21 protein-coding genes are annotated in these 23,642 nt (G+C 73.6%); 12 read left to right on the top strand and 9 right to left on the bottom strand.

Annotated features, from left to right (window positions below; all coding sequences use genetic code 11):
- Positions 1-157 precede the first annotated feature (157 nt).
- From AC0ZLC_RS23870 to AC0ZLC_RS23855, 4 genes are all read left to right on the top strand, one after another.
- Positions 158-1,351 carry an amidohydrolase family protein gene (locus AC0ZLC_RS23870; RefSeq protein WP_476753982.1) on the top strand — a complete coding sequence of 398 codons (1,194 nt, stop codon included), beginning with the start codon at positions 158-160 and terminating at the stop codon, positions 1,349-1,351.
- On the top strand, positions 1,351-2,505 hold the full coding sequence (locus AC0ZLC_RS23865; RefSeq protein WP_476753981.1) for an acyl-CoA dehydrogenase: 1,155 nt from the start codon (positions 1,351-1,353) through the stop codon (positions 2,503-2,505). The genes AC0ZLC_RS23870 and AC0ZLC_RS23865 overlap by 1 nt, the downstream gene beginning before the upstream one ends.
- A 9-nt stretch (positions 2,506-2,514) precedes the next feature.
- Positions 2,515-3,441, top strand: a complete 927-nt coding sequence (locus AC0ZLC_RS23860) for an acyl-CoA dehydrogenase family protein (RefSeq protein WP_476753980.1) — start codon at positions 2,515-2,517, stop codon at positions 3,439-3,441.
- A 477-nt stretch (positions 3,442-3,918) separates the two neighbouring features.
- Positions 3,919-4,395: an ATP-binding protein gene (locus tag AC0ZLC_RS23855; RefSeq protein WP_476753979.1), complete on the top strand. Its 477-nt coding sequence runs from the start codon at positions 3,919-3,921 to the stop codon at positions 4,393-4,395.
- A 435-nt stretch (positions 4,396-4,830) separates the two neighbouring features.
- On the opposite strand, the gene AC0ZLC_RS23850 is transcribed toward AC0ZLC_RS23855, so the two are convergent.
- Positions 4,831-5,766: a cyclase family protein gene (locus AC0ZLC_RS23850; RefSeq protein WP_476753978.1), complete on the bottom strand. Its 936-nt coding sequence runs from the start codon at positions 5,764-5,766 to the stop codon at positions 4,831-4,833.
- An 83-nt stretch (positions 5,767-5,849) separates the two neighbouring features.
- Between AC0ZLC_RS23850 and AC0ZLC_RS23845 the strand changes: the two genes are divergently transcribed.
- From AC0ZLC_RS23845 to AC0ZLC_RS23830, 4 genes are all read left to right on the top strand, one after another.
- Positions 5,850-6,794 (top strand): SDR family NAD(P)-dependent oxidoreductase, encoded by a 945-nt coding sequence (locus AC0ZLC_RS23845; protein WP_476753977.1) that lies wholly within the window; start codon positions 5,850-5,852, stop codon positions 6,792-6,794.
- Positions 6,795-6,796: 2 nt separating this feature from the next.
- Positions 6,797-7,945 (top strand): acyl-CoA dehydrogenase family protein, encoded by a 1,149-nt coding sequence (locus AC0ZLC_RS23840; protein WP_476753976.1) that lies wholly within the window; start codon positions 6,797-6,799, stop codon positions 7,943-7,945.
- 25 nt (positions 7,946-7,970) lie between these two features.
- Positions 7,971-9,020, top strand: coding sequence for a Zn-dependent alcohol dehydrogenase (locus AC0ZLC_RS23835; RefSeq protein ID WP_476753975.1), 1,050 nt, complete (start codon positions 7,971-7,973; stop codon positions 9,018-9,020).
- 221 nt (positions 9,021-9,241) lie between these two features.
- A complete protein-coding gene (locus tag AC0ZLC_RS23830) occupies positions 9,242-10,528 on the top strand; it encodes an MFS transporter (RefSeq protein ID WP_476753974.1) in 1,287 nt (428 codons plus the stop codon).
- On the opposite strand, the gene AC0ZLC_RS23825 is transcribed toward AC0ZLC_RS23830, so the two are convergent.
- Positions 10,415-11,395 carry a GlxA family transcriptional regulator gene (locus AC0ZLC_RS23825; RefSeq protein ID WP_476754004.1) on the bottom strand — a complete coding sequence of 327 codons (981 nt, stop codon included), beginning with the start codon at positions 11,393-11,395 and terminating at the stop codon, positions 10,415-10,417. The two genes, AC0ZLC_RS23830 and AC0ZLC_RS23825, sit on opposite strands and share 114 nt — an antisense overlap.
- A 359-nt stretch (positions 11,396-11,754) precedes the next feature.
- On the opposite strand from AC0ZLC_RS23825, the gene AC0ZLC_RS23820 reads away from it, so the two are divergent.
- Positions 11,755-13,086 (top strand): MFS transporter, encoded by a 1,332-nt coding sequence (locus AC0ZLC_RS23820; protein WP_476753973.1) that lies wholly within the window; start codon positions 11,755-11,757, stop codon positions 13,084-13,086.
- Positions 13,087-13,161: 75 nt separating this feature from the next.
- On the opposite strand, the gene AC0ZLC_RS23815 is transcribed toward AC0ZLC_RS23820, so the two are convergent.
- The 6 genes from AC0ZLC_RS23815 to AC0ZLC_RS23790 form a co-directional block, all read right to left on the bottom strand.
- Positions 13,162-13,791, bottom strand: a complete 630-nt coding sequence (locus AC0ZLC_RS23815; RefSeq protein WP_476753972.1) for a flavin reductase family protein — start codon at positions 13,789-13,791, stop codon at positions 13,162-13,164.
- A 123-nt stretch (positions 13,792-13,914) separates the two neighbouring features.
- Positions 13,915-14,913, bottom strand: a complete 999-nt coding sequence (gap, locus tag AC0ZLC_RS23810) for a type I glyceraldehyde-3-phosphate dehydrogenase (protein ID WP_476753971.1) — start codon at positions 14,911-14,913, stop codon at positions 13,915-13,917.
- A 172-nt stretch (positions 14,914-15,085) separates the two neighbouring features.
- Positions 15,086-16,042 carry a GlxA family transcriptional regulator gene (locus tag AC0ZLC_RS23805; RefSeq protein ID WP_476753970.1) on the bottom strand — a complete coding sequence of 319 codons (957 nt, stop codon included), beginning with the start codon at positions 16,040-16,042 and terminating at the stop codon, positions 15,086-15,088.
- Between the two features lie 36 nt (positions 16,043-16,078).
- On the bottom strand, positions 16,079-16,990 hold the full coding sequence (locus AC0ZLC_RS23800) for an enoyl-CoA hydratase/isomerase family protein (protein ID WP_476753969.1): 912 nt from the start codon (positions 16,988-16,990) through the stop codon (positions 16,079-16,081).
- A gap of 88 nt (positions 16,991-17,078) precedes the next feature.
- Positions 17,079-19,304 (bottom strand): acetate--CoA ligase family protein, encoded by a 2,226-nt coding sequence (locus AC0ZLC_RS23795; RefSeq protein ID WP_476753968.1) that lies wholly within the window; start codon positions 19,302-19,304, stop codon positions 17,079-17,081.
- Positions 19,305-19,675: 371 nt separating this feature from the next.
- The gene (locus tag AC0ZLC_RS23790; RefSeq protein ID WP_476753967.1) at positions 19,676-20,869 is read right to left on the bottom strand and encodes a flavin-containing monooxygenase; all 1,194 of its coding nucleotides are present in this window, start codon (positions 20,867-20,869) and stop codon (positions 19,676-19,678) included.
- Between the two features lie 312 nt (positions 20,870-21,181).
- Between AC0ZLC_RS23790 and AC0ZLC_RS23785 the strand changes: the two genes are divergently transcribed.
- From AC0ZLC_RS23785 to AC0ZLC_RS23775, 3 genes are all read left to right on the top strand, one after another.
- Positions 21,182-21,634, top strand: coding sequence for a DoxX family protein (locus AC0ZLC_RS23785; RefSeq protein WP_476753966.1), 453 nt, complete (start codon positions 21,182-21,184; stop codon positions 21,632-21,634).
- A gap of 47 nt (positions 21,635-21,681) precedes the next feature.
- Positions 21,682-22,104, top strand: coding sequence for a Zn-ribbon domain-containing OB-fold protein (locus AC0ZLC_RS23780; protein WP_476754003.1), 423 nt, complete (start codon positions 21,682-21,684; stop codon positions 22,102-22,104).
- 147 nt (positions 22,105-22,251) lie between these two features.
- A complete protein-coding gene (locus AC0ZLC_RS23775; RefSeq protein ID WP_476753965.1) occupies positions 22,252-22,872 on the top strand; it encodes a GNAT family N-acetyltransferase in 621 nt (206 codons plus the stop codon).
- 106 nt (positions 22,873-22,978) lie between these two features.
- Here AC0ZLC_RS23775 and AC0ZLC_RS23770 read toward each other — a convergent pair whose 3' ends face one another.
- Positions 22,979-23,635 (bottom strand): pyridoxine/pyridoxamine 5'-phosphate oxidase, encoded by a 657-nt coding sequence (locus tag AC0ZLC_RS23770; protein WP_476753964.1) that lies wholly within the window; start codon positions 23,633-23,635, stop codon positions 22,979-22,981.
- Positions 23,636-23,642: the final 7 nt, after the last annotated feature.

Raw genomic sequence — 23,642 nt, 5'->3', positions numbered from 1 at the left:
ACTGCCGGTCCCCTGCGACCATGAACTGACGAGGCGTCAGATAATGGGCAGAGCGTAGGGCGCACCGCCTTGTCGGTCCAGGGGTGCGGGGCTAGCCTCGTTTCTGACGGGTCATCAGATACGTCACCGGACATGCACCCCACGGTGGAGGGGACCCATGACGGAACTGCCGCGGATCGTCAGCGTCGACGACCATGTGATCGAGCCCGCGCACCTCTTCGAGACCTGGCTGCCGCAGAAGTACCGGGACCGCGGCCCCAGACCGCTCACCGCGGGCATCGGCGAACTCGCCTACGTCGCCGGCAAGTACCGGATCACGATGGACCCCGAAGGGCCGCCCACCGACTGGTGGATCTACGAGGACCTCAAGTTCCCGTACAAGCGCAACATCGCCGCCGTCGGCTTCGACCGCGACGAGATGACGCTGGAGGGCATCACCCGCGCGGAGATGCGGCGCGGCTGCTGGGATCCCGCCGAGCGCCTCAAGGACATGGACCTCAACCACGTGGAGGCCAGTCTCTGCTTCCCCACCTTCCCCCGCTTCTGCGGGCAGACCTTCGCCGAGGCGCACGACAAGGAGGTCGCCCTGGCCTGCGTCCGCGCGTACAACGACTGGATGGTCGAGGAGTGGTGCGGCGACAGCGGCGGCCGGCTGATCCCGCTGTGCCTGATCCCGCTGTGGGACATCGGCCTGGCGGTCGCCGAGATCGAGCACAACGCCGCCCGCGGGGTGAAGGCCGTGACCTTCTCGGAGATCCCCACCCACCTCGGGCTGCCCTCGATCCACTCCGGCTACTGGGACCCCTTCTTCGCGGTCTGCCAGGAGACCGGCACCGTCGTGAACATGCACATCGGGTCCAGCTCGCAGATGCCCGCGGCGTCCCCGGACGCACCGCCCGCCGTGCAGGCATCGCTGAGCTTCAACAACGCCATGGCCTCGATGATGGACTTCCTCTTCTCCGGCGTGCTCGTGAAATTCCCCCGCCTCAAACTCGCCTACTCCGAGGGGCAGATGGGATGGATCCCGTACGCCCTGGAGCGCGCCGACGACGTCTGGGAGGAGCACCGCGCCTGGGGCGGGGTCAAGGACCTGATCCCGGAGCCGCCGTCGACGTACTACTACCGGCAGATCTTCTGCTGCTTCTTCCGCGACAAGCACGGCATCGCGTCCCTGGACGTCGTCGGCCGCGACAACGCCACCTTCGAGACGGACTACCCGCACGTCGACTCGACCTTCCCGCACACCAGGGAGGTCGCCCTCGACCACGTGCGGGGCCTCGACGACGAGACCGTCCACAAGCTGATGCGCGGCAACGCGATCCGCATGCTGGACCTGGACCTCGACACGTAATGGACCTCGCGTACACGCAGGAGGAGCAGGACTTCCGCGCCCGGCTGCGCGCCTGGCTCCGCGAGGTGCTTCCCGGGCTGCCCCCCAGACCGTCGCCCGACGACTGGCCCGGACGGCGCGCCTACGACCTCGGCTGGCAGCGGATGCTGTACGAAGCCGGGTACGCGGGGCTGCACTGGCCCGTCGACGCGGGCGGCCGGGGCGCCACCCCGACCCAGCACCTGATCTTCCTGGAGGAGACCGAGAAGGCGGGCGCGCCCTACGTGGGCGCCAACTTCGTCGGGCTGCTGCACGCCGGGCCCACGATCGCCGCCGAGGGGAGCGCCGGGCAGCGGGCGCGCTGGCTGCCGCCCGTGCTGCGCGGCGACGAGGTGTGGTGCCAGGGGTTCTCCGAGCCGGACGCGGGCTCGGACCTCGCGGCGCTGCGCACGCGCGCCCGGCGGGACGGCGACGACTACGTGGTGAGCGGAGCCAAGATCTGGACCTCGCACGCGGAGGTGGCCGACTGGTGCGAGCTGCTGGTGCGCACGGATCCCGGGGCCCCGAAGCACCGCGGGATCTCGTGGCTCGCCCTGCCCATGGACGCGCCGGGCGTCACGGTCCGCCCGCTGCGCACGCTCGCCGGCTCCACCGAGTTCGCCGAGGTGTTCCTCGACGAGGTGCGCGTCCCGGTGGCCAACCGGGTCGGCGCCGAGAACGACGGCTGGCGCGTGACCATGGTGACGCTGTCCTTCGAGCGCGGCACGGCGTTCGTCGGCGAAGTCGTCGCCTGCCGGAGGGTGCTGGGCGAGCTGGCCCGCAAGGCCCGCGGGAACGGCCGCTGGGACGACGCCGTGCTGCGCCGCCGCCTCGGCCGGCTGGACGCCGAGTTCCGCGCGCTGTGGCGGCTGACGCAGTGGAACGTGAGCGAGGCGCAGCGGACCGGCGGGATGCCGGGCGTCGGCGGGTCCGTCTTCAAGCTGCGGTACTCGCACGCCCGGCAGGAGCTGTACGACGCGGCGGCCGAGGTGCTCGGCCCCGGCGCGCTGGACGTACGGCACGCGTGGACCCTCGACCGGCTGTCGTCGCTGTCGTACACCATCGCGGCCGGCACCTCGCAGATCCAGCGGAACATCGTGGCCGAACGCATCCTGGGCCTGCCGAAGGGACGGTGACGGCTCCCCGTGCACTTCCAACTCACCGACGACCACATGGCGTTGCGGGCGGGGGTGCGCGCGCTGCTCGAAGGCCGTTTCGGCGCCGGGGAGCTACGGGCGGCGGTGGCCCGCGGCGGTCTCGACCGCGCGCTGTGGCGCGAGCTAGGCGCGGCGGGCTTCTTCGCGCTGCGCCTGCCGGAGGCGGACGGCGGCGTCGGCCTCGGCCTGCCGGAGGCCGTACTGGCCTTCGAGGAGGCCGGGCGCGTGCTGCTGCCCGGACCGCTGGTGGCCACGCACCTCGCCGCCGGGACGGTACCCGGGGCCGCCACCGGGGAGACGGTGGTGACGGCCGCGTACGGCGGCCTCGTGGAGTGGCTCCAGGAGGCGGACGTCGTACGGGGCCCGGCGCAGGCGGACTCCGCCGGTGCGGTCGCCGGGGGGACCCTGCTCCCGCCGGTACGGGGAGCCGTACCGCTGACGTCCGTGGATCCGCTGACGCCCCTGCACCGGGTGCCCGTCCGCGTACCGCCCGATCCCGTCGTCGTCCTGCTCACCGCCGCCGAACAGCTGGGCGGTGCGGCCCGCACCTGCGAGCTGGCGGTGCAACACGCCCGGGCGCGCGAGCAGTTCGGGCAGCCGATCGGGGCCTTCCAGGCGGTCAAGCATCTGTGCGCCGAGCTGCTGGTCCGGGTGGAGACCGCACGCGCGGCGGTCTACGCGGCCGCCGTGACCGCCGACCCGCTGGACATCGCCGCCGCCCGGCTGCTCGCCGACGAGGCGGCCGTGCGCGGTGCCCGGGACTGCCTCCAGGTGCACGGCGGCATGGGCTTCACCTGGGAGTCCGACGTGCATCTGTACCTGAAGCGGGCCTGGGTCCGCACACAGCGCGCGGGTCCCGTTACGGAGAGTGAGGAGATGTTGGCCGAAAATCTGCTGTCCGAATCCTCCCGATGAGGCTCTGTGCAGGGGAGTGCGTACAGGCCGCCCGGCGGGATGTCGCGGATCGTGGCAGCCCGCAATCACGGAGCGTCGAGACCGGGTTGTGTCCTAGGCGTGACTCGTCACCGCCTGGAGTCGGCGCCGTGCTCCGGTACCTTGTGTGGGATGCGAGTGGTTGTGAGACCGGACCGTACCGGTGCTGCCCCAGAGGCGGCCCCGGATCCGGCGATGTGCGCCGCTCGCAGGGCGGGACGGACCGTCGTCCCCGCCTGTTCGACTCCCCGTCACGAGCGTCGCACAGTATGCCGTACGCGTACTCCTTCGCGCTGGAATATGCCCGAAGCGCTTGTTGGGGTGACTGTACGTCAACCATGCTGTCTCTCAAGGGAATCACGTTCCGTGACCCTGGTTCTGGCCATGCAGGTGAAGGCCACGATCGTGGCCCTGGTGAGGCGCGAGGCGATGTGTCCGCCGGTTCGGATGGTGTGAACGGTGCAGGTGCTTCAAGTGCAGCTGGAGATCAGGCCCGACCCCGCAGAGGTGGGTCGCGCCCGTCGCTGGGCCCGTGCGCGGCTCGCGGTGTCAGGGATAGAGGCCGACGAGCCGCTGGCCGAGACGCTGATCCTGCTCGTCTCGGAGCTGGTCACCAACGCGGTGGTGCACACCGGCTGCCCGGCCGTGCTGCGCCTCCAGCTGGGGGCGCGTGACGAGCCCCCCGGTGTGCCCGCGGGCACCGTCCGCCTGGAGGTGGCCGACGCCAGTGACTGCCCCCCGGCCCCGCGGCACGCGCACGGTGACGACACCAACGGCCGCGGCCTGGAGCTGGTCGACGGTCTCGCCGACCGCTGGGGCTGGAGCCGGGAGGGTGCCGGCAAGCGCATCTGGTGCGAGGTGGACCGCTGCGCCCCGGGTGTCACGCGGGCGGTCGCGTACCCGTCGTACGAGGGATACGCGTACGAGGCCGTGTAGCGCGCCGCCGTCCTGACGGTGCGGCCCGCCGCGCGGGGTGCAGACAGGCATGGCGAGGTGCATCCATGCACGGAATCGGCTTCCGCGGCGGGGTCCGCGGTTGGATGCGCCGGGCTGTGCCTCCGTGCGCGCCACCGCGGAACGGCGCGCGGGTGATGAATCCCCTTGCGGGTGTTGACGTACCGTGTCCGTTTGATCACGCTTGTGGTCAGCGATGCGCCGCGAGGGGACGCCGAGGGTTTCGGTGACGGAAACCCTCGGCGAGTGCGGATCGCGATTCGGCGTCGGTTCCCCGAGGGCCACGGGGGAGCAGGGGAGCGGGGCGGTACGCCGGAGCCGGATGGCGGCGCGCGGTGCCGTGCTCGGGGCGGGCAGCGACGCGCCGCCAGCCGCTGTCCGCCGCCCGGCGCCTGTCCCTCCGGTCGCCTCCCGTCTCTAGAGCACGGCTACCGGTGCGACCGGAGACCCCGTGGCGCCGACGAACGGTTCAGGGGTGGCCGACAGCAGGAAGCTGTAGCGGTTTTCTTGTCCACAGGCTGTGGACAACTCTTCGAGGTTCCAGTTCTGGCCCTGCAGCATCCCCATCTCGACCAGATCGAGCGCGTGTACAGGGAGCCAGAGACCCTCTATTTCCGGAGGAAATATCTCAAAAGTAAGGGTGTCGTTCGCGACCGCGGCGACATCGCGGGCGTGGAACCACTCCGGGGTGCGCACCGACAGCCCCGGCGACGGATAGCCGTACGCCTGCTTGTCGCCCGTCAGGCAGACCTGGATCTGGCCGGTGCGCACGAGGACGATGTCCCCGGAGCGCACCCGCGTGCCCGCCAGCTCCTCGGCGGCGTCGAGATCCTCGGGGGTCACGGCGTGCCCCCCGTCGAGCCGGTCCTCGCCGCGGGCGCGGGCGACATCGAGCAGCACGCCGCGCGAGACGATGTGCCGCGGCTTGTCGATCCCGCCGAACGCGGCGCCGCCGTGCGGGGTGATCGAGTCGGCCGGCCGGCCGTTGTAGAGCCTGCCCGAGTGCGACACGTGGGGGAGCGCGTCCCAGTGGGTGGCGGCCTGGAGCCCCATGGTCACGACGTCGTCGCTGCACGCGACGGTGCCCGGGCCGAACAGCTCCTGGTTGATCTGCACCATCACATGCAGCGGGTTGACCCGCCCCGGGATCATGCCGGTCTGCACCCCGTCCTGCTGGAGCGGCAGCGCGAGCGGGATCCGGCGTCCGGTCCGCACGCACGCCGCGGCCTCCCGCACCACCGCGTCGGTGACGAGGTTCAGCGTCCCGATCTCGTCGTCGGCGCCCCAGCGGCCCCAGTTGTTGACGCGCTCGGCGAGGTCGTGGAACGCCGGATGCGGCGTCGTCAGTGACATGGGTCCTCCGCGGGGCTTGTCTGCGGGTGTCCGGCGGGTCATAGAATCTAACGGACCGTCAGAAACCGCGGGAAGGGGCCGGCGTGGGGAACTTCTTGGCAGGCAAGGTCGTCGCCGTGACGGGGGCCGGCCGCGGGATAGGACGAGCCGTCGCGCTCGCCGCGGCGGCCGAGGGAGCGCGCGTCGTCGTCAACGACTACGGGGTGTCGGTCGAGGGCGGTGAGCCGACGAGCGCGGTGGCCGACACCGTGGCCGGGGAGATCGAGGCGGCGGGCGGGGACGCGGTCGCGGTCGCCGACGACATCTCGACGATGGCGGGCGGACAGCGCGTCGTCGACACGGCCCTGACGTCGTACGGACGCATCGACGGCGTCGTGTGCACGGCGGGGATCCTGCGGGAGCGGATGCTCTTCAACATGACCGAGCAGGAGTGGGACCCCGTCGTCGCCACGCACCTGAAGGGCACGTTCACGGTCTTCCGCGCCGCCTCCGCGGTGATGCGCGGGCAGGGGTACGGCACGCTGATCGGCTTCACCAGCGGCAACCACCAGGGATCCGTCGCCCAGGCCAACTACAGCGCCGCGAAGGGCGGCGTCATCTCCCTCGTCCGCAGCGCGGCGCTCGGCCTGCACAAGTACGGGGTCACGGCGAACGCGGTCGCCCCGGTCGCCCGCACCCGGATGTCGGCGAACGTCCCGATGGAACTGGCCGAGATCGGCGAGCCCGAGGACGTGGCCGCGCTGGTCGTCTACCTCCTCTCCGACCGTGCCCGCGAGGAGCGGATCACCGGCCAGGTCTACACGATCGCCGGCCCCAAGATCGCGGTCTGGGCCCAGCCGCGGGAGCTGCGCGCCGGTTACGCCGAGGGTTCCTGGACCCCCGAGCGGATCGCCGACTTCCTCCCCGGGACGGTGGGGACGGACCCGATGCCGCTGCTGGAGCGGGTCGAGGCGATGGCCCGGGCCGCCGCCGCGAAACAACGCCCGAACGCGCCGCGAACCGTGAGAGCGGCCGACGTGAGGCGGTGACCGTGGACTTCGGATTCGGACCGGAGGACGAGACCTTCCGGGGCGAGGCCCGCGCCTGGCTGGCGGAGCACCTCCCGGGCGAGTACACCCGCGGGGGCTGGGAGCGGGAACTCGGCGCGGCCGGCTGGATCGGGCTCGGCTGGAGCGAGGACGGCTACGGCAACCGGACCGCGTCACTGACCCAGCAGGTCGTCTGGGCGGAGGAGTACGCCCGCGCGAAGGCCCCCGCCCGCACGGGCCACATCGGCGAGAAGCTGCTCGCCCCCACCCTCATCGCCCACGGGACACCGGAGCAGAAGGCCCGCTTCCTGCCACCGGTGGCCCGCGGCGAGGAACTGTGGTGCCAGGGCTACAGCGAGCCGGGCGCGGGCTCCGACCTCGCGGGCGTGCGCACCGCCGCCGTACGGGAGGGGGACTCGTACCGCGTCACGGGACAGAAGATCTGGACCTCCCTCGCCCACGAGGCCGGCTGGTGCTTCGTCCTCGCCCGTACGCGGCCGGGGTCGGCCCGCCACCACGGCCTGTCGTTCCTGCTCGTCCCCATGGACCAGCCCGGCCGCGTCGAGGTCCGGCCGATCCGCCAGCTCACCGGGACGAGCGAGTTCAACGAGGTCTTCTTCGACGGGGCGGTGGCGCGCGCCGAGCACGTCGTGGGCGGCGAGGGCAACGGCTGGCGCGTCGCGATGAGCCTGCTCGGCTTCGAGCGGGGGGTGTCGACCCTGGCCCAGCAGATCGGCTTCGCACGGGAGTTGGGGCAGGTGATCGAGACGGCCGTCGCCACCGGCGCGGCCGACGACCCCGTCGTCCGCGACCGGCTCGTCGAGGCGTGGGCGCGGCTGCGCACCATGCGCTGGAACGCCCTGCGCACGCTGGGCGGCTCGCGGACGGCCGAGCCGGGTGCGCCGAGCGTGGCCAAGCTGCTGTGGGGCCGTTGGCACCAGGAGCTCGGCGAGCTGGCGATGCAGGTGCGCGGGGCCGGGGCGGCCGTCGGGCCCGCGGACTGGTCACCGCGGGAGCCGTACCGGATCGACGCGCTCCAGCACCTGTTCCTCTTCAGCCGGGCCGACACCGTCTACGGCGGCTCGGACGAGATCCAGCGCACGATCATCGCCGAGCGGGTGCTCGGCCTGCCGAAGGAGCCCAGGGGATGACCCCGGGCAGAGGGGAGCCGGTGCGATGCGAGGCGTGATCTTCGACGGCAGGCGGACCGAGGTCGTGGAGGACCTGGAGGTACGCGACCCGGGACCGGGCGAGGTGCGGGTGGCGATCTCGGCGGCCGGCCTGTGCCACAGCGACCTGTCCGTGCTGGACGGCACCATCCCCTTCCCCGTCCCGGTGGTGCTGGGGCACGAGGGTGCGGGGACCGTCGAGACGGTGGGCGCGGGCGTCACCCATGTCCGGGCCGGCGACCACGTGTCGCTGTCCACGCTCGCCAACTGCGGCGCCTGCGCGCAGTGCGACCGGGGGCGGCCGACCATGTGCCGCAAGGCGATCGGGATGCCGCGGCAGCCGTTCACACGGGGTGGCAGGCCGCTCTTCCAGTTCGCCTCCAACTCGGCCTTCGCGCAACGGACCCTCGTCAAGGCGGTGCAGGCGGTCCGGATCCCCGACGACATCCCGATGCCGTCCGCCGCGCTGATCGGGTGCGGGGTGCTGACCGGCGTCGGAGCCGTGCTGAACCGGGCGCGGGTGGAACACGGGGACACCGTGCTCGTCATCGGCACGGGCGGCGTCGGGCTCAACGTCATCCAGGGCGCGCGGCTCGCGGGCGCCCGGCGGATCGTGGCGGTGGACACCAGCCCGGCCAAGGAGGCGACGGCCCGCCGCTTCGGCGCCACCGACTTCCTCACCTCGACGCACGGCGTGCGGGACCTCCTGCCCACCGGCGCCGACCACGCCTTCGAGTGCGTCGGCCGGACCGAACTCGTCCGCGAGGCCGTCGACCTGCTCGACCGGCACGGCCAGGCCGTCCTCCTCGGAGTCCCGCCGGCGACCGCCGAGGCGTCCTTCCTCGTCTCCTCGATGTACCTGGACAAGTCGATCCTCGGCTGCCGCTACGGCTCCTCGCGCCCGCAGCGCGACATCGCCCGGTACGCCGGGCTCTACCAACGGGGACAACTGCTGCTGGACGAGCTGGTGACGAGGACGTACCCCGTCGAGGACTTCGAGAAGGCGGCGGACGACACCCGCCGGGGGAGGGTGGCGCGGGCGGTCCTGACGTTCTAGCGGGCGGTCCTGACGTTCTGGCGGCGGGTCGCTCGCGTTCTGGCGGCCGGTAGCTCGGGTTCTGGCGGCGGGTCGCGCGCGTTCCGGCAACCGGCCGCTCGCGTTCCGGCTGGACGCCGTCGCGCTCCCGCCCTTCCCGGCTCCGGCGGCCCCGGCCGGAGTTGTCCACAGGGCGGGGAAAATCCGGGGCCGGTGTCGGCCAGGTCCCCTAACGTCGTCGCATGAGCTATCGCGACGTCGCCTCCAAGCGGGTCCTGGCCTGGGCGTTCGTGGCCGTCGGGGCCCGGCTGCCGGTGGCCATGGCCCCGCTCGCCCTGGTCTTCCTGGTCCGCGAGCGCCCCGGCGGTTACGCGCTGGGCGCGGTCCTGGCGGCGGCCTACGTGGCCGGCGAGATCGTGGGCGCGACCCTCCTGGGCATGCGGCTGCGCCCGGAGAGAGCCCGTTCCCAACTGGCCGCGGGTCTCGCGGCCGGCACGGCCGGCTTCGCGGGTCTCGGCGTGCTCCCGCAGGCGCCCGCGGCGGTCCTCGCGGCGTGCGCGTTCCTCGCCGGCGCGGCGCCCGGCGCGGTCCCGGGCGGCCTGCGCACCCTGCTCACCGGCATCGTCCCGAAGCGGGCCGCCCCCCAGGCCCTGTCGGCCGAGTCGATGCTGATGTCCGGCATCTGGGCGCTGTCCCCGGCACTGGTCACCGTCCTCGCGCTGGGTGTCTCCCCCACCGTGCCGCTGCTGCTGGCCGCCGCCCTGATGGGGTCCTCCGTCGCGGGCCTGTGGCTGCTGCCCGCCGGCTGGGAGGCCGACCCCGAGGACCGCGACGGCGTCTCCCTGCCCCGCCTGCTGGCCCGCGCCTGGCCGGTGTACGTCACGGGCGCGGCGAGTCTGTCCCTGCTCGCCCTCGCCGAACTCGTCCTGCCCGCCCTCCTGGAGCAGCGCGGCATCGGCGTCGGCTGGTCGGGCCCGCTGCTGACCGGGCTCGCGCTCGGGTCCGGCGTGGGCGCGTTCGTGTACGGGCTGCGGTCCTGGCGGGGGGACCTGCGCACCCGGAGCGTCGTGCTGATGGCCGGTGTCTCCGCGTGCGTGGCGCTGGTCGCGCTGATACCGGCCACCGGCTGGATGGCCGTCGCCCTGGTCGTCGCGGGCGTCCTCCAGGCCGGTGCGATCCTCACCCGCAACCTGTCGCTGCGCGAGGCGCTGCCGCCGAGCGCGCTGGCCGCCGGTTACTCGGTGATGTACGCGGCGGTCGGCGCGGGGTACGCGGCCACCGGCTCCCTCGCCGGCGTCCTGCTGCACTTCGTGTCGCCGTCGACCGCGATCCTGGCCGGCGTCGCGCTGACGGCGGTGCTCACGGCGGTGGGGGCGGTGGGGGAGGGACGCCGGTCCCCGGTCGGCGCGGACCGGTCAACCGGCGTTGCCCGCGGGGCCGGTGCCGACCCCGCCGCCGTCCCGGCCGCCCGCGCCGGCACGGAAGGTGCGGCGGTACGTGGTGGGGGTGACGCCGAGAGCGGCCTGTAGGTGCTGGCGCATCGACTGGGCGGTGCCGAAGCCGGCGTCCCGCGCGACCTGGTCCACCGACAGGTCGCTGGACTCCAGCAGATGGCGGGCCCGCTCCACGCGCTGCCGCGTGAGCCACTGTCCGGGACTGATGCCGGCCTCCTCGCGGAAGCGGCGGGTGAAGGTGCGTACGGACATGGACTCCTGCTCCGCCATGTCGCGCAGCTGGATCGGCTCGTGGAGGCGGCCGAGGGCCCAGGCGCGGGCGGCCGTCGTGGTCGCCACCTGCGGCTCGGGGACCGGCCGGTGGACGTACTGCGCCTGACCGCCGTCGCGGTGCGGCGGTACGACGGTGCGGCGGGCCACGTCGTTGGCGACGGCCGTGCCGTGGTCGCGGCGTACGAGATGGAGGCACAGATCGATCCCGGCGGCGACACCTGCCGAGGTCAGGACGTCGCCGTCGTCGATGAAGAGGACGTCCGCGTCCACCTTGATCTGCGGGAAGAGGCGCTGGAAGTGCTCGGCGGAGGCCCAGTGCGTGGTGGCGGGGCGGCCGTCGAGGTAGCCGGCGGCGGCCAGCACGTACACGCCGGTGCAGATGGAGACGAGCCGGGTGCCGGGCCGGACGTGGGTGAGGGCGGCGGCCAGCTCGGGTGTCAGGACGCCCTCGTCGTAGACCGGGCCCAGCTCGTACGACGTGGGGACGACGAGGGTGTCGGCGGTGGCCAGCGTTTGCGGCCCGTTCTCGACGAGTACGGCGAAGTCGGCGTCCGTGTCGACGGGGCCCGGCGGGCGGACCGAGCAGGTGACGACGTCGTACAGCGGGCGCCCCTCGGCGTCCCTGGCCCGCCCGAAGATCCGCTGCGGAATGCCCAGTTCGAAGGGCATCACCCCGTCCAGGGCGAGGACGGCGACGCGGTGCCGGTGGCCGGGTCCGGGCCGGGCTCCGGGGCCTGCGGCTCCCGCGGCTGCGCTCGGAGCCGCTGCCGTCCTTGGAGCCGCGGCCGTCAGCAGCTCGGCGGGGGGCTTCCGGCGCGGGGCCGGCCCGGGGACCGGGACGGTCGCGGTGGCGTCCGGGGTCGTCGCTGCCGTGGTGGCCGTGGTGGCCGTGGTGGCCTCGGGGGACGCCGTCGTCGGGACCTTGGTGGCGTCGGGCGGGCGACGGATAGGGGCCATGGCCCGATCCTAGCGAATGCTGTCCTTCGGGCCACTCGATCGGGCCGAGCGCAGCCCGGAAGCTCTAGGACGTGACCCAGACATCCGAAGCCACCGCCGCCGGAACGGAATCCGGACCCGCCCTGCCGTCCCGTCCCGGACGCATCCACCGCGCGTGGTTCGTCGCGGCCGTGACCTTCGTGACGATCATCGGCGCGGCGGCCTTCCGCTCGCTGCCGGGCCTGCTCATCGACCCGTTGAACGAGGAGTTCGGCTGGTCGCGGGGCACGATCGGCGCGGCGGTGTCGGTCAACCTCGCCCTGTACGGGCTGACGGCACCCTTCGCCGCCGCGCTGATGGACCGCTTCGGCATCCGCCGGGTGGTCGCGGTCGCGCTGCTGGTGATCGCCCTCGGCTCCGGGGCGACCGTGTGGATGACGGCACCCTGGCAGCTCCTGCTCTGCTGGGGCCTCCTGGTGGGCCTCGGATCGGGCTCGATGGCACTCGCCTTCGCCGCGACGGTCACCAACCGCTGGTTCACGCAGCGCCGGGGCCTGGTGACGGGCATCCTCACCGCGGCCTCGGCGTCGGGCCAGCTGATCTTCCTTCCGCTCCTGTCCTGGATGATCACCTCGCAGCGCGACTGGCGTCCCGCGGCCGTGACGGTGTCCCTGGCCGCCCTCGCCGTGGTCCCCTTCGTCTGGCTGCTGCTGCGCGACCACCCGGCCGACGTGGGCCTGAGACCGTACGGCGCGACGGAGTTCGTGCAGAAGCCCCCGCCGGTGCCGGGGGCGGCGCGGCGGGCGGTGACGGTGCTGTTCTCCGCCGTCCGCACCGGCCCCTTCTGGCTGCTGGCCGGCACCTTCGCGATCTGCGGCGCCTCCACCAACGGCCTGATCCAGACCCACTTCGTGCCGGCGGCCCACGACCACGGCATGCCCATCACGGCGGCCGCCTCGCTCCTCGCGGTCATCGGCGTCTTCGACGTGATCGGCACGGTGGCCTCCGGCTGGTTCACCGACCGTTTCGAGCCGCGCCGGCTGCTCGCGGTGTACTACGCGCTGCGGGGCGTCTCGCTCCTGTTCCTGCCGATGCTGCTGGCGCCCGGCGTGCATCCGCCGATGATCTTCTTCATCGTGTTCTACGGCCTCGACTGGGTCGCCACCGTGCCGCCCACCCTCGCCCTGTGCCGTGAGCAGTACGGCGAGGACAGCGCGATCGTCTTCGGTTGGGTCCTCGCCTCGCACCAGGTGGGCGCCGCGCTGGTCGCCTTCCTCGGCGGGGTCGCGCGGGACGCCTTCGGCTCGTACGACGTCGTCTGGTACGCCTCCGGGGCGCTGTGCGCGGCGGCGGCGCTCATGGCACTGGTGATCCGGCGGCGGCCGGTCCGGCCGGCTCCGGCGGTGGTCGGGGCACCGGCCTGAGCATGGGGTGAGCCGCGGGGGGTGCGGCGGGTGCGGTGAGCGGGCGGCGAGCCCGGCGGAGGGGCGGCGGGCGGCTCAGGCCGGGGGATGGAGGAAGCGTCCCCGGTGGAAGAGGAGCGGCGGCCGGTCCTCGTCGGACGTGCCGAGCGCGGCCACCCGTCCCACCACGACGAGGTGGTCGCCGCCCGTGTGGACCGCGTGGACGGTGCAGTCGATCCACGCGAGGGTGCCCGCGAGGCGCGGGGAGCCGGAGGCGGGCGCCGCGTCGTACGCGACGCCGGCGAACTTGTCCGCGCCGCTCACCGCGAACCCGCGGCACAGCTCGCCCTGGTGCGCGCCCAGCACGTTCACGCAGAAGACGCCCGCGCGGGCGATGCGGGGCCAGGTCGCCGACGTACGCCCCACCATGAAGGCGATCAGCGGCGGGTCGAGCGAGAGGGCGGAGAAGGACTGGCAGGCGAAACCGGCGGGGCCGCCCTCGCCGTCGGCGGCCGGGGCGGTCACCACGGTCACGCCGGTCGCGAAGCTCCCGAGGACCCGGCGGAACTCCGCCTGGTCGACAGGCGCCCGCTCGTCGTCGCCGACCGCGCGCAGCTCGGGGCGCGGCAGCGTCTCGACCGGCGCCCCGGCGGGCTCCGCGACGGTGGGAGCCCCGGCCGACCTGAGGTAACGGACGGCGGCGGCGGCCATCCCTGCGTGTCCCATCACCCCTCCATTGGAACTGACGACGCGTCAGATGGGAAGGGCCGGGCGGCGACCGGCCCGTGTTCCCCGACGCCCTCATGAATCAGGGCGGTTCGGGCGGCGGGGCGCCCCCACGGCGTCCGGTCAGCGGGTGGCGAGGAACTCGAGGGTGTCGATCACGCGGTTCGAGAAACCCCACTCGTTGTCGTACCACGCGACCACCTTGACGTGGCGGCCGTCGACGCGGGTGAGAGCCGAGTCGAAGATCGACGAGGCGGGATTGCCCGTGATGTCGGACGACACGAGCGGGTCGTCCGAGTACTCGAGGATGCCGGCGAGCGGCCCGTTCGCCGCGGTGCGGTATGCCGCCAGCACGTCGTCGCGCGTCACGTCGCGGGCGACGGTCGTGTTGAGTTCGACGATCGAGCCCACCGGCACCGGTACGCGGATCGAGTCGCCCGACAGCTTGCCCGCGAGGTTCGGCAGCACCAGGCCGATCGCCTTGGCGGCGCCGGTCGTGGTCGGCACGATGTTGACACCGGCGGCCCGGGCGCGGCGGGCGTCGCGGTGCGGACCGTCCTGCAGGTTCTGCTCCTGCGTGTAGGCGTGCACCGTCGTCATGAACCCGTGCTCGATACCGGCGAGTTCGTCGAGGACCGCGGCCAGCGGCGCGAGCGCGTTGGTCGTGCAGGAGGCGTTCGAGACGATCGTGTGCAGGGCCGGGTCGTAGGCGTCGTTGTTGACACCGAACGCGAGCGTGACGTCGGCGCCGTCCGACGGCGCGCTGACGAGTACCTTCTTCGCGCCCGCGTCGAGGTGGGCGCGCGCGGCCTTCGCCGAGGTGAAGCGGCCGGTTGCTTCCAGGACGATGTCGACGCCGAGTGCCGCCCACGGCAACTGCGCCGGTTCGCGCTCGGCCAGCACCGTGATCCGGTGGCCGTCGACGACGAGGGCGTCCCCGTCGACGGTCACCGGGCGCCCGAGCCGGCCGGCGGTGCTGTCGTAGGCGAGCAGCCGGGCGAGCGTGGCGGGCTCCGTCAGGTCGTTGACGGCGACGATCTCCAGGGCGCTGTCGCGCTCCAGCAGTGCGCGCAGCACATTGCGTCCGATGCGGCCGAATCCGTTGATGGCGATGCGAATCATGAGTGGGGTCCCTTCCCTTTCACCCCAGGCTCGCCCGCGGCCTTCGCCGCTGACAGTGGCGGGATCGCCATGGTTCAAAAGGATCCCGCCATCCCGCCATCCCGCCATCCCGCCCGGCACCGCCCGCCACCGCCACTCGGTGCCACTCGGTGCCGGGCGGTGCCGGAGCGGATCATTCACCCCGGGTGAAGGTGCGCCGGTACTCGCTCGGTGTGGTGCCGAGGATGCGCTGGAAGTGCAGACGCAGATTCGCGCCGGTGCCGAGCCCGATGTCGGCGGCGATCTGTTCGACGCCGCGCTGCGAGCGCTCGAGCAGCTCGCGGGCCAGGTCGATACGGGCACGCATCACCCACTGCATCGGCGTGTAGCCGGTCTCCTCGACGAAGCGCCGGGAGAAGGTGCGCGGCGAGACCCCCGCCTGCCGCGCCAGTACGTCGAGGGTGAGGGGCTCGCCGAGCCGGTGCAGCGCCCACTCGCGGGTGGCCGCGAACCGCTCGCCGAGCGGCTCGGGGACGCTGCGGGGGACGTACTGGGCCTGGCCGCCGCTGCGGTAGGGGGCGGCGACCAGACGCCGGGCCGCGTGGTTGGACGCGGCCACGCCGAGGTCGCCGCGCAGGATGTGCAGGCACAGGTCGATGCCGGAGGCGGCGCCGGCCGAGGTGAGCACGCTGCCCTCGTCGACGAACAGCACGTTCTCGTCGACCTGGACGAGCGGATGCCTGGCCATGAGTGCCCGCGTGTAGTGCCAGTGCGTCGTGGCGCGTCTGCCGTCGAGCAGGCCCGTGGCGGCGAGCGCGAAGGCACCCGTCGAGATGGCGGCGAGCCGCGCGCCCCGCTCGTGGGCGGCGACCAGCGCGCCGACGACGGCCCGGGGCGGGTCGTCGCGGTCCGGGAAGCGGTAGCCGGGGACGAAGACGATGTCGGCCCACGCCAGCGCGTCGAGGCCGTGGGCGACGTAGTACGCGAGGCCGTCGCCGCCGGTCACGAGACCCGGTGCCGCCCCGCACACCCGCACCTCGTACGGCATGCTCGCGCGGGTCGTGAAGACCTGGGCGGGAATCCCGACGTCGAGCGGCTTCGCCCCCTCGAGCACGAGGACGGCGACGCGATGCGGGCGGGGTGCGGGCACAGGTAGAGGTTACGGCGGGCCGTCGCCGCCGTGGGTTCAGCGGCCCCGGTACCGCGGACTTCGGCGTTCCACGAAGCTCGCGACGCCCTCCCGGGCGTCCGCCGTCGTCATGTTGATCTCCTGCGCCGCCGCCTCCAGCGCGAACGCCGCGGCCCGGTCGCCGTCCAGGGAGGCGTTGACGAGCTGCTTGGTGAGGGCGAGGGCGCGGGTTGGGCCCGCGGCGAGCCGCTCCGCCCAGGCGCGCGCCGTCTGCTCCAGGGCCCCGGCGGGGACGACACGGTTGACGAGGCCGAGCCGTTCCGCGTCCGCGGCGCTGAGCGCGTCCCCGAAGAACATCAGCTCCTTGGCGCGCTGCGGTCCGGTCAGGCGCGCGAGCAGATAGGCGCCGCCGCCGTCCGGGACCAGTCCCCGGCGCGCGAACACCTCGATGAACGTGGCCGGTTCGGCCGCGAGGACCAGGTCGCAGGCGAACGCCAGATGGGCGCCGATACCGGCGGCGGTGCCGTTCACGGCCGCGATCACGGGTTTCTCGCAGTCGAGGACGGCGGAGACGAGCCGCTGCGCGCCGAGCCGGATGGTGCGGGCCACGTCGCCGGGCACGCGGTCACCGCCGGCCGGCGTGCCCCGCAGGTCGGCGCCCGCGCAGAAGCCGCGCCCCGTCGCGGTGACGACGACGGCCCGGACGCCGGGGTCGGCGGACGCCTCCGCGAGCAGCGCGATCACGCGTTCACGCTGGTCCGGTGTGACGGCGTTCATGGCCTCGGGCCGGTTCAGAGTGATCCACGAGACGGCGTTGTCAGTGGCGTGCAGTACCAATGAGTCGGGGGATCTCTCCGGGGCACGGGGGCGGCCTTGGTCGCTGGTGCGCCCGTGACCCGGGGAGCCGTCGGGGGCGGGCGCGTCGGCAGGGGACGCGTCGGAGAGGGACGCGTCGGGGGAGGACGTCATGGGGGAGCTCCGTTTCGTACGGCGGGTCGCGGCGGCGGTGCCGGGGCGGCGGGCCCGGGGTGGGCCGGCGGGCCGGTCGCGCGGCCGGTCAGTGGCAGACCGCCAGCGCGTCGAGGGCCACCGCGCCCTGCCCCCGGGGCAGCACCATCAGCGGGTTGATGTCCAGCTCCGCGATGTCGTCCCCGAGTTCCAGCGCCATCCGCTGCACCCGGAGGATCACCTCGACGAGCGCGTCCACGTCGACGGGAGGGCCCCCGCGTACGCCGTCGAGCAGCGCCCGCCCCCGCAGCTCGGCGAGCATGGTCCGCGCCTGGTCCTCGCCGAACGGCGGCACCCGTACGGCCACGTCCCGCAGCACCTCGACGAGGACGCCGCCGAGTCCGACGGTGACAGTCGGCCCGAAGAGCGGGTCGTGCGTGACGCCCACGACCATCTCCACGCCCCGCTCGACCATCTGGCACACGAGTACGCCGTCCAGCGAAATCCCCTCGTAACGCGCGATGTCGGTCAGCTCGCGGTAGGCGTCCCTGACCTGGCTGGCGGAGGTGAGAGAGACCTTCACCAGGCCCAGTTCGGTCTTGTGGGCGATCTGCGCGCCGGACGCCTTCATGACGACCGGGTAGCCGACCAGGCTCGCCGCGCGGACGGCCGCCGCCGCGCTGGTCACCAGCTGCTCGCGCGGCACCCGGATGCCGTACGTCCGCAGCAGCTGCTTCGCCGCGTGCTCGCTCAGCTGCTGTCCCGGGCGCATCAGCGCCCGCGCCTTGCGGAAGGAGGGCGAGGGCGTGCGGGGTGCCTCGTCGAAGGGCGAGCGGTACGCGGCGGCGAACCGGTGGTGTTCCAGGTGGGCGCGGACGGCGCTGATGCAGTTGGCGAACGTACGGAAGGTGGCGACCCGCGCCGAGCCGAGCAGGGTCTCGCGGTACGCGGACTCCGTGCCGACCGGCGACCCCCACACCACGCACACCAGCTTGTCCGTCTGTTCCGCCGCGTCCACCAGATCCTGGGCGAGCTTGTCGCTCATCGGCGGGAAGGGCCCGGTGACGGGACAGATCAGCACCCCGACGGACGGGTCGGCGAGGATCGCGTCGATGATCTTCCGGCCCCGCCGGTCGCCCACCGGGTGGCCGCCGTTGTCGACGGGATTGGCGACGTTCAGGTACTCCGGTATCCAGGTGTGGAGTTCCGCCTGCTTGGCGGGCGACAGCGTGGGCAGCGACAGCCCGGCCGCCGACGCCAGGTCCGCGAAGTGCGCGCCCGTGCCGCCCGAGATCGAATAGACGACGACGCCGTCCGCCCGCGGGGTGCGCGCGCGGGCCAGCAGGGCGGCGGTGTCCTGGAGTTCGTCGAGTCCGTCCACGCGGATCACGCCGTACTGCCGCATCGCCGCGTCCACCACGGCGTCCGAGCCGGTCAGCTTGCCGGTGTGCGAGGCGGCCGTGCGGGCGCCGGCCTCGGTGCGGCCCACCTTGACCGCGACGACCGGAACTCCGCGGCGCACGGCGCGGTCGGCGGCGAGCAGAAAGGAACGGCCGTCCTTCAGTCCCTCGATGTAGCAGGCGATGGCGCCCACCTCGGGACGCTCGGCGAAGTAGGAGATGAAGTCGGCGCTCTCCAGGTCGGCCTCGTTTCCGGTGGGGGCCCAGTGGGAGAGGCGGATGCCCAGCTCCTGGAGGGCGAAGACCGGGCGGCCCTGGTGTCCGGACTGTGTGATGAGCGCGATCGCCGGCCCTTCGAGGTCGTCGCGGAACCGCTCGAAGGCGTTGAGGTTGGTGTTGGGCCCGAGCAGCCGCAGCCCGGACCGGGCGACGGCGGCGGTGAGGCGCGACTGTTCCGCCGCGCCCTTCGCCCCGGTCTCCGCGAACCCGGACGCGAAGGCGACCGCGAAGCGCACCTTGGCGTCGGCCAGTTCCGCGATCACGGGCACGGGGTCGCCGACCAGGAGCACGGCCAGGTCGACCCGCTCGGGCAGCTCGCCGACGGAGGGGAAGCAGGGGATGCCGAAGACGGAAGGGCGGGTGGGGTGCACGGGGTGGAGGCGGGCGCCGACCCGCTCGGCCCACGCGACCAGTTGCCGGGTGATCCCGGCGTTCGGCCGGCCGTCGGAGTCGGAGGCGCCGACGACGGCCACGGACTCGGGACGGAAGAAGCGGTCCAGATCGGGTACGGCGGCATACAGCGGACGGCCGCTGACGTCCAGGTCGTCGGGTTCGGCGGGCCTGCCGTGGACGACCGGTGAGGGTTGCTCGCCGCAGGCGATGACGCGGGCCCGGCGGGAGTCGGTGGTGAGGGTGCCGTGGGTTGATCCAAGCATCGGTCCGCCCGCTCCTGTGTGAGAGCCATTCAACTGACGTAGTGTCAGATTACGTAACTGACGCTCCGTCAGGAACCGTTGTGCAGGCAAAGGCTGTGGGCGGAGGGAGGGGCGTGGACCGCGGGGACGGCGCGGGTGACGGGGGCGGGGCCGCGGCGGAGGGCTCCCGGGGGCCTGGAGTCTCGGGGCCGGGGAGGTGCGTACCGGGTCGGTACCCGCCGGACGCCGGACCGGAACCCGGCGGAGGCCCGGCGTCCGGAAAGGAGCGCCGGGCGGCCGGAACGGGTGGAGTTCCCCGGTTCCCCGGGGTCGGGGGCACGCGAGGGGCGTGTGCCGGTGCTCCGGGGCGGGTTGCTGTCGCCGCCCCGGTGCTACCGCCGGCCGTCGCTTCGGGCGGCCTTCCGGGCGATCGCCTTCGCTATCTTCTGCGCGTCAAGAGCGAGTTCGCGGAACATGCCGCTGATGGGGTTGGTGAAGCCGGTGAAGTACAGGCCGGGAGCGTCCCGCGGGGTGCGGGCGCCGTGGACGACGGGGCGGCCGCGCGCGTCGAGCACGCCGAGGTGACCGACGAGTCCCTCCAGCGCGCGCCGGTAACCGGTGGCGGCGATGATGACGTCCGGCTCGATGCGGTCGCCGTCCGCGAGGACGGCCTTGCCGTCCTCGAAGCTCTCGACGGCGGCCACGATCTCGACCCGCCCCTGGCGCACGGCGTCGACGAGACCGACGTCCTGGACCGGGATCGCGCCTTCCCGCACCCGGGAGTAGAGCCCGCGGTCCGGCCGGGGCAGCCCCTGCGCCGACAGGTCGGGCACGCTGACCCGGGCCACCGGGACGGCCAGCCGGTCCACCAGCCGGACGGGCAGGCGGCGTACGAGGATGCCGGTGAACTGAGCGGCCCAGCCGGCCGTCGAACGGCGCACGATGTGCGGTGCCGTGCGCACCGCGAGCCGCACCCGCGCGGCGCCGCCCTCGGCGAGGTCCACGGCGATCTCCGCACCGGTGTTGCCGATGCCGACGACGAGGACGTCCCGGCCGGCGTAGGGGGCGGGGTTGCGGTACTCGCCGGCGTGCAGCAGCTCGCCGGTGTACGCGTCGCGGCCGGGCCAGTCGGGCAGCCGGGGGGTGTGGTTGTGGCCGGTGGCGACGACCACGGCGCTGCCGGTCAGCCGTCGGCCGCCGGTGGCGTGCAGCAGCCAGTCGTCCCCCGACCGTTCGATGCGGGACACCTCGACGCCGGTGACGATCTCCAGTTCGTGGTGCTCGGCGTACTTCTCCAGGTAGCGCACCACGTTGTCGCGGGACACCCAGCGCCCGAAGGAGCGCGGCATCGCGAGTCCGGGCAGGGCGGACAGGCGGCGCGTGGTGTGCAGGTGCAGCCGGTCGTAGTGGCGCCGCCAGGAGGCCCCGACGCGGTCCGACCTCTCCAGCACGACGGCTCGTACACCCCGGGCACGCAGTGCGTACGCCGCGGAGAGTCCGCCGGGGCCGCCGCCGATCACGTACACGGGGCGGTCTTCGTGGGACGGCACCGGGCGGGGTGTCGAGGAAACTGTCGAGTCGGCCATGAGCGCGAGCGTAATCACGTCCTGACTTGATGGGTCTCGGTCAAGACCGGAATCGGTTGCGAATTGATCACGGCTGTGGCGGGGGTGGGTGGGGCCGGTGACGCGGGCCGCCGTGCTGTGGCGACGGCGCGTGGCCGACGGTGGGCGCGGAGGGCCTGCCCCCGGGTGGGCCGGAGGTGGAAGCGGGGCGTGTGCCTGAGTGGGCCGTCACGGGGCGGGGGTCGGTGCCGGGCGCGTACGCATCTTGCGCGGGTGCCTTCCGGTGCGCTGAACTGACGTACCGTCAGATGCCGAGTGAAGGCGTGGATGCCGATGGACACGATCTGGCTCACCGGCGCGCAGTGGCTCGCCGTGCTCCGTGTCGGACTCGGGCTGTGGTGGCTGGAGAGCTGGCGGCACAAGGACAAGAGGGGCTGGTTCGAGCGGGGGACCGGGATCGCGTGGGCGGCGGACGTCGCCTCCAAGCACCGCTGGGGCGCCGTCCGCAGCGGCTTCGACAGGGTCGTCGCACCCCGGCCCCGGACGATGGCGTACGTCGTCGTCTACGCCGAACTCGCCCTGGGGCTCGGACTGGTCGCCGGTTTCCTCACCCCGGTCGCCCTGGCCGGCGGCCTGCTGCTGAACCTGCTCTACCTCGTCCTGATGATCCACGACTGGGCCGAGCAGGGGCAGAACGCGATGATGGCGCTCATCTCGGTCGTCGGCCTCTTCGCGATGTCCTGGCAGACCTGGTCGGTGGACGACGCGTTCGGGCTGTTCCTGTGACGGGGGCGGGGGAGGCGGCGGGGACGGCGGCCGGCCCGCCGGGAGCCCTGCGGCCGGACCGGTTCGATCTCCCGGAGGCCGACGCGTTCAGCCGCCCCTACTGGGAGGCGGCGGCCGAGGGACGGCTGCTGCTGCGTTACTGCGCCGCCTGCGGACGCACCCACCACTACCCCCGAGAGTTCTGCCCCCGCTGCTGGAGCGAGGACGTGCACTGGCGGCCCGCGAGCGGCCACGCCACGCTCTACACGTGGTCCGTCGTCCACCGCAACGACCTGCCGCCGTTCCGCGGGCGCACGCCGTACGTCGCCGCCGTCGTCGACCTCGCGGAGGGGCCGCGGATGATGACCGGGATCGTGGAGTGCGAGGAGGCGGCGCTGCGTATCGGGATGGGGCTGGAGGTGACGTTCCGGGCCACGGGGGCGCAGGGACCGGCGGAGTTCTGGGCGCCGGTCTTCCGGCCCCGGGGGTGAGTCCGGCTCCGGGGGTGAGTCTGGAACCGGCGGTGCTCACCGGTGGTGCGGGCGGTCCCGCCGATCCGGGTGGGTGCCGGGCCGGCCGGGCGGGTGCCGGACCGACCCGGGTGGGTGCCGGGCGGCGGGGCGGGATTCAATGGCTGGATGGCTGACGCGCACGAGCAGTACCCCGCCTACCCCTTCCGCGAGCTGACCGGTCACGGTCTTCAGCTGCGCCCCTGGAACGCCGCCTCGGACGCGGAGGTCGGGGCCTGGCTGCGCGGGCTGTCCGACCCGGAGTTCCAGCGGTGGAACACGCCGCTCAAGGCGGTCCGGGACATCGACGCCGCGCGGGAGTCGCTCCGCACGCGGGCCGGGAGCGCCGTGGACGGTACCGCGGCCTCGTTCTGCGTCACGGACGCCGCGAGCGGGGAGATCCTCGGGCACATCGGGGTCAACGAGATCGACCACGTCATGAGCTGCGCCCGCGTCGGTTACTGGGTGCTGCCCGAGGCGCGCGGCCGCGGGGTCGCCACCCGCGCCCTCGCGACGACCGCGCGCTTCGCCTTCTCCGACCTGGGCCTGCACCGGCTGGAGCTGGGGCACGCGCTCGGGCACGACGTCTCCTGCCGGGTCGCGGAGCGGTGCGGGTTCCGGTACGAGGGGACGCTGCGGGGCGCGATGTTCGAGGCGGGGCGGCAGGACGCCTTCCGGGACGTCCACCTGCACGCGCGGCTCGCCACGGACGCGGAGCCGGACCCTGAACCGGAGTCCGAGCCGACGTAACCCCGTCACCCCGAGCGAGGCAACCGGGCAACCGGGCAACCGGGCAACCGGGTGACAGGGTGACCGCCCGTGGCCGGTGCTCACGACCGGTGCATACGGCCGGTGCTCACGGCCAGAGCAGCTCCTTGAGCCAGCCCTCCGCCGTGCGGCGGTAGTTCAGCCGCACGTGCCGCCTGCGGGCGTCCCCCTGGAAGAACTCCACCTCGTCGGGACGGAGCCGGTACAGGGTCCAGGTCGGGGCGGGGGCCTCCGGCTCGCGCTCGGCGTGGGCCCACGCCGCCTCCGAGGCCCGCTCCAACTCCTCCCGCGCGGGCAGGACCTCGCTCTGCCGGCCCACCAGGGCGGCGGCGAGCGCGCCGGTGGAACGGGCGTGCAGATCGGCCTGCCCCTCCTGCGGAGGCGCGACCGTGACGGGGCCGCGGAGGCGGATCTGACGGCCCTGCGCGGGCCAGTAGAAGCCGAGGGCGGCGTACGGGCGGGCGGCCAGCTGGCGGCCCTTGCGGCTGGTCGCGTGCGTGGCGAAGGACCAGCCGTCCGCGTCCGCGCCGTGCAGCATCACCGTGCGGGTGTCCGGCAGCCCGTCCGCGTCCGCCGTGGCGAGGGACATGGTGTGCGGCTCGGTCTGGCCCGCGGCCACCACCTCGGCGAGCCAGCGGCCGAACAGCGTCAGCGGGTCCCCGGGCGCCTCGTCCGGCGTGAAGCCGGGCAGGTCGGTGTCCCACACCCGCAGCGATCGCAGCAGCTCATGAAGATCCGGTTCCATGGAGCGA

The organism is Streptomyces sp. GLSS-08, from assembly GCF_056387915.1.
Note: the sequence above shows the minus strand (reverse complement) of the source record. Positions and strands in the feature narration are given on the sequence as shown.

What these genes read in the sequence shown, in the direction of transcription:
- AC0ZLC_RS23795 (WP_476753968.1), bottom strand. Translation starts at nt 19,304, where the DNA reads ATGCTTGGATCAACCCACGGCACCCTCACCACCGACTCCCGCCGGGCC.
- AC0ZLC_RS23865 (WP_476753981.1), top strand. Translation starts at nt 1,351, where the DNA reads ATGGACCTCGCGTACACGCAGGAGGAGCAGGACTTCCGCGCCCGGCTG.
- AC0ZLC_RS23825 (WP_476754004.1), bottom strand. Translation starts at nt 11,395, where the DNA reads ATGCCCTTCGAACTGGGCATTCCGCAGCGGATCTTCGGGCGGGCCAGG.
- gap (WP_476753971.1), bottom strand. Translation starts at nt 14,913, where the DNA reads ATGATTCGCATCGCCATCAACGGATTCGGCCGCATCGGACGCAATGTG.
- AC0ZLC_RS23815 (WP_476753972.1), bottom strand. Translation starts at nt 13,791, where the DNA reads ATGGGACACGCAGGGATGGCCGCCGCCGCCGTCCGTTACCTCAGGTCG.
- AC0ZLC_RS23800 (WP_476753969.1), bottom strand. Translation starts at nt 16,990, where the DNA reads ATGACGTCCTCCCCCGACGCGTCCCTCTCCGACGCGTCCCCTGCCGAC.
- AC0ZLC_RS23770 (WP_476753964.1), bottom strand. Translation starts at nt 23,635, where the DNA reads ATGGAACCGGATCTTCATGAGCTGCTGCGATCGCTGCGGGTGTGGGAC.
- AC0ZLC_RS23785 (WP_476753966.1), top strand. Translation starts at nt 21,182, where the DNA reads ATGGACACGATCTGGCTCACCGGCGCGCAGTGGCTCGCCGTGCTCCGT.
- AC0ZLC_RS23835 (WP_476753975.1), top strand. Translation starts at nt 7,971, where the DNA reads ATGCGAGGCGTGATCTTCGACGGCAGGCGGACCGAGGTCGTGGAGGAC.
- AC0ZLC_RS23870 (WP_476753982.1), top strand. Translation starts at nt 158, where the DNA reads ATGACGGAACTGCCGCGGATCGTCAGCGTCGACGACCATGTGATCGAG.
- AC0ZLC_RS23775 (WP_476753965.1), top strand. Translation starts at nt 22,252, where the DNA reads ATGGCTGACGCGCACGAGCAGTACCCCGCCTACCCCTTCCGCGAGCTG.
- AC0ZLC_RS23850 (WP_476753978.1), bottom strand. Translation starts at nt 5,766, where the DNA reads ATGTCACTGACGACGCCGCATCCGGCGTTCCACGACCTCGCCGAGCGC.
- AC0ZLC_RS23790 (WP_476753967.1), bottom strand. Translation starts at nt 20,869, where the DNA reads ATGGCCGACTCGACAGTTTCCTCGACACCCCGCCCGGTGCCGTCCCAC.
- AC0ZLC_RS23830 (WP_476753974.1), top strand. Translation starts at nt 9,242, where the DNA reads ATGAGCTATCGCGACGTCGCCTCCAAGCGGGTCCTGGCCTGGGCGTTC.